The sequence below is a fragment of the Erwinia sp. 1181_3 genome, assembly GCF_052824965.1.
Genome location: NZ_VTDE01000021.1, coordinates 1 through 4,519 on the forward strand (window position 1 = coordinate 1; position 4,519 = coordinate 4,519).

At 48.3% G+C, this 4,519-nt stretch carries 4 protein-coding genes and 4 tRNA genes; 1 reads left to right on the top strand and 7 read right to left on the bottom strand.

Annotation, left to right across the window (positions count from 1 at the left end; genetic code table 11):
* The 5 genes from FY046_RS23475 to FY046_RS23495 form a co-directional block, all read right to left on the bottom strand.
* The coding region (locus FY046_RS23475) for a GTP-binding protein (RefSeq protein ID WP_230050329.1) at positions 1 to 138 on the bottom strand (138 nt) is incomplete at its 3' end.
* 113 nt (positions 139 to 251) lie between these two features.
* A tRNA-Thr gene (locus tag FY046_RS23480) sits at positions 252 to 327 on the bottom strand.
* A 6-nt stretch (positions 328 to 333) separates the two neighbouring features.
* Positions 334 to 408 (bottom strand) — tRNA-Gly (locus FY046_RS23485).
* A gap of 211 nt (positions 409 to 619) precedes the next feature.
* A tRNA-Tyr gene (locus FY046_RS23490) sits at positions 620 to 704 on the bottom strand.
* Between the two features lie 20 nt (positions 705 to 724).
* A tRNA-Thr gene (locus FY046_RS23495) sits at positions 725 to 800 on the bottom strand.
* 487 nt (positions 801 to 1,287) lie between these two features.
* Here FY046_RS23495 and coaA point away from each other — a divergent pair.
* On the top strand, positions 1,288 to 2,238 hold the full coding sequence (gene coaA, locus FY046_RS23500) for a type I pantothenate kinase (RefSeq protein WP_133847034.1): 951 nt from the start codon (positions 1,288 to 1,290) through the stop codon (positions 2,236 to 2,238).
* 36 nt (positions 2,239 to 2,274) lie between these two features.
* On the opposite strand, the gene birA is transcribed toward coaA, so the two are convergent.
* A complete protein-coding gene (gene birA / locus FY046_RS23505; RefSeq protein WP_446186528.1) occupies positions 2,275 to 3,237 on the bottom strand; it encodes a bifunctional biotin--[acetyl-CoA-carboxylase] ligase/biotin operon repressor BirA in 963 nt (320 codons plus the stop codon).
* Positions 3,234 to 4,271, bottom strand: coding sequence for a UDP-N-acetylmuramate dehydrogenase (gene murB, locus FY046_RS23510; RefSeq protein WP_167864936.1), 1,038 nt, complete (start codon positions 4,269 to 4,271; stop codon positions 3,234 to 3,236). Before murB ends, birA begins: the two co-directional genes overlap by 4 nt.
* Positions 4,272 to 4,519 lie beyond the last annotated feature (248 nt).

The window sequence follows — 4,519 nt, forward strand, 5'->3', positions numbered from 1 at the left end:
CGCACGAGCAGAACCGCCGTAGGTTTTAGCCAGAACGGTGGTGATAGCAGCAGTCAGGGTAGTTTTGCCGTGGTCAACGTGGCCGATAGTACCAACGTTGACGTGCGGTTTGGAACGTTCAAATTTTTCTTTAGACATCGCTTGTCCCTCTAAGACACGGATTAATCGGTGATATCACCACATCAACCAGGCATTGCCTGAATCGTTGAATTTTAATGCACAGAGAAGAAGCAGGGAGGGAGATTTGAAAGTGGTGCTGATACCCAGAGTCGAACTGGGGACCTCACCCTTACCAAGGGTGCGCTCTACCAACTGAGCCATATCAGCACGGCTTGGAGCGGGCAGCGGGAATCGAACCCGCATCATCAGCTTGGAAGGCTGAGGTAATAGCCATTATACGATGCCCGCATCCTGGAACTCGGCTACCTGTTCTGTCTGTAGCTTTTGAACAACTCAGAAAAGATTTCCTTGTTGCTCAGCCATCACGCGTTTGCCTGATGACTTTGACTGTGCTTGAGCTCAGTCTGAAATCGTGATGAACAACCTATGGAGGTTGCCATCTTTCCGGTTGAGTCTTTTATCTCTCTTCCGGTTTCAACTCCTGAACACTGAGTCGAAATGGTGGTGGGGGAAGGATTCGAACCTTCGAAGTCGATGACGGCAGATTTACAGTCTGCTCCCTTTGGCCGCTCGGGAACCCCACCTGGGGTATTTCGTTACTTGATGGTGCCGGCTACCGGAATCGAACTGGTGACCTACTGATTACAAGTCAGTTGCTCTACCAACTGAGCTAAGCCGGCATCAAGTGGTGCGCATTCTAGGAAGACCTGAGGGAGGATGCAACAAAAAAATTGCGATAATTGTTCTTATGCTCACTATTTGTGCAAATCTTCTCAAATTAGCGAATTTACATACAAACTTCGTTTAAAGAAACACCAACCCTCTCTCCCCCTCAGCAGCAGGGGAACTCAGTGTATGAGGCTAAAATATCAAACCAATACGCTTAAATGTGCAAAACTTCGCCTTCCACACAAAATGGGGTATCGCTTTTGCGCTTAATCAGGTTGGCTTTCAATTGCCAGAGAAAAATATCATTAATGCGGGTGCGGCTGCGTTTGCATCTGTGCGTTATCTTTTTTCCTTCTTCTTCATGCCTGTCTGGTGGTAACCTCCGACAATTGTTTTATGAAATTTCCCTTAGTACGTAAGCCTGTAAACAACCGGAACATGTTGTCATTAATGGGCTAACGTATTGAAGGGTAAAAAATTGCTGGCAGAAGCACGCATATGAGAAAAAAAGACGCCTTGTTAACGACACCTTATCTGCATTTCAATCGTGGTCAGTGGGCTGCGCTGCGTAATTCGGTGCCAATGACGCTATCCGAAGATGAAATTGCACGTCTTAAAGGCATTAACGAAGATCTCTCCATGGAAGAAGTGGCAGAGATTTATTTGCCGTTGTCTCGTCTGTTGAATTTCTATATTAGCTCTAATTTACGACGTCAGGCGGTACTTGAGCAGTTTCTCGGGACCAATGGCCAAAAAATCCCTTATATCATCAGTATTGCGGGCAGCGTTGCAGTCGGTAAGAGCACTACAGCACGTGTATTGCAGGCGCTACTCAGTCGCTGGCCAGAGCACCGCCGAGTCGAACTAATTACGACTGATGGCTTCCTGCACCCGAATGCGGTGCTAAAAGAACGTGGTTTGATGAAGAAGAAGGGCTTCCCGCTCTCTTACGATATGCACCGTTTGGTCAACTTTGTCTCCGATCTTAAGTCGGGTGCCTCGCAGGTTACCGCTCCGGTCTATTCACATCTGATTTATGATGTGATTCCTGAGGGCGACAAAATTGTGCAGCAACCGGATATTTTGATACTTGAAGGTTTGAACGTGTTGCAGAGTGGCATGGACTATCCACACGACCCTCATCACGTCTTCGTTTCAGATTTTGTGGATTTTTCAATTTATGTCGATGCGCCAGAAGCACTTCTGGAACAGTGGTATATCAACCGTTTTCTGAAATTCCGTCAGGGTGCTTTTACCGATCCAGACTCTTATTTCCACCATTATGCGCAACTGCCAGAAGAAGAGGCGGTAGGGATTGCAACCCAACTGTGGAAAGAGATTAATTATTTGAATTTAAAAGAAAACATCATGCCAACGCGTGAACGAGCAAGTCTGATTATGACGAAAAGCAGCGATCATGCTGTCGATCTCGTCAGATTAAGAAAGTAACGAAGAGGGGGCGCAGTGAACTGCCCCCCCTCTGGTTTAATTCTGCGGTCGCAACGAAATCTCACCGCCAACCCAGGATTTTCTGACGCCATCCTGTTCCAGAATTAACCCCCCTTGCTGGTCAATCCCTCTGGCCGTTCCGAAGATCTCCCGATCACCAATCAGCAGTTTCACCGGACGGTCAATGAAGTTGTCTAAAAGTGCCCAGCGCTGCACGAAGGGTGCCAACCCCTCCTGTTCAAACTCCGCCAGTGCCGTTCGCATTTTATTTACTATCAGTGCTGAGAGTGCATTACGGTCGACATTAACATCCGCTTCCTGGAGATTAATCCAGCCCTGATTAATCACATCAGCACCTGGCGCACGCATGGCCAGATTAATACCGGCTCCAATCACGATCTGTGCAGCATCTCCTGTTTTACCCGTCAGTTCAACGAGGATGCCTGCCAGTTTACGATCATCAAGATAGATATCATTAGGCCATTTAACGCGAATACCTGGTGCTCCCTGTTCCTGTAATGCCTCTGCCAGCACGATGCCAATGACAAGGCTCAACCCCATCGCAGCAGCAGGACCTTGTTCAAGGCGCCAGTACATCGACAAATAGAGGTTCGCACCAAAGGGAGAAAACCACTGGCGTCCGCGCCTTCCACGTCCTGCCTGCTGATACTCAGCAACACACGCATCACCGGACTGTAGAGAGTCCATACGGTCAAACAAATACTGATTAGTTGAATCTATCACCGGGATAACGGCCAGACGTCCCTGCTCAAGCTGGGCATTAATGACCTCTTCATTCAGCAGCTGCATCGGAGATGAGAGGCTATAGCCCTTGCCGGTAACAGTGAAGACATCAATACCCCATTCTTTCAGCGTCTGAATATGTTTATTAATAGCAGCACGGCTCATACCTAAATGCTCACCGAGATGCTCACCGGAATGAAACTCACCGTCGGCCAGAATACTCACCAGTTTTAAAGGCACGGTGTTATCTTTCATGCGATAACCTCCACAGCGTCTGTTTCACCCTGAGCGGCAATAAAGCGGACTTCCGGCTCCAACCACACATTAAATTTTTCTGCCACGCGCTGGCGCACGGTACGGGCCAAATCGACAATATCCTGCCCGCTGGCATCTTCAGCATTAATCAATACCAGTGCCTGTTGTTGATGCACCGCAGCGCCGCCAAGGCGGAATCCTTTCAGAGCACATTGATCGATCAACCAGCCAGCGGCTAGCTTCACGGTTCCGCCCTCCTGGGGATACTGTGGAATATCCGGGTACTTTATTTGCAGTGCCGCAGCAAGATCTGCGCTTACCAGCGGATTTTTGAAGAAGCTCCCTGCATTTCCTGTCACTTTAGGATCAGGCAGCTTACTACGACGCATATGGCAAACGGCATCAAAAACCTGCTGTGGGGTCACCGTTACAGGATCAAGATTGCGCAGGTCGCCATAGCTAAGCACCGGTTTCCAGTGTTTCGCCAGACGTAACCCTACTGCAACGATGGCATACCCTTCAGCGTAGCGATGTTTGAATACACTGTCGCGATAGCCAAACTGACACTCAGAAGCGGTTAGCCGCTGGCAAATGCCATCACCAAGGCTGACGATGTCCACATACTCACACACCTGATCCAGTTCGACACCATAAGCGCCAATATTTTGAATAGGTGCGGAGCCCGCACATCCGGGAATCAACGCCAGGTTTTCTAAACCAGCGAGATTCTGTTTCAGCGTAGTTTCCACCAATTGATGCCAGTTCTCTCCGGCACCCACGTGAAGACACCACGCATCACTCGTTTCTTCAACGTTGATGCCTTTGATACGGTTAATGATCACCTGACCGGAGAAATCTTCCAGAAACAGCACATTACTGCCTTCACCCAACAGCAATACAGGCTCATTTTGTTGGGTGCTCTGCTGCCAGCACCGGCAAAGTTCTTCAACGCTATTGGCCACGCTGATATGACTGGCATAGGCGTTAAGACCGAAGGTATTCCAGGATTTTAATGAATGTTGCTGGCGGGACATAATACGGCCTTCACAGAGTTAACTGTCAGATAGTGTACCCGATCCACCTTTGGAGGGTTGAGGATTTTCAGGTCATGAACAGGGATGTCTATCGATTCTGATTAACAGAATTTAAGGAATAGAGCTGGAAATATGCACGAACAAGGACGGGAAAATAGAGATAAACGACAAAAATACAGCAAAAATGGATGATGAAAAGACAAATCTGGCGTTGAAACGGTCAGAACTTGACCTTTTATAGCTAAATA

Bases quoted from the DNA above. Each gene is read 5' to 3' on its own strand.
- murB (WP_167864936.1), bottom strand. From the start codon at position 4,271: ATGTCCCGCCAGCAACATTCATTAAAATCCTGGAATACCTTCGGTCTT.
- coaA (WP_133847034.1), top strand. From the start codon at position 1,288: ATGAGAAAAAAAGACGCCTTGTTAACGACACCTTATCTGCATTTCAAT.
- birA (WP_446186528.1), bottom strand. From the start codon at position 3,237: ATGAAAGATAACACCGTGCCTTTAAAACTGGTGAGTATTCTGGCCGAC.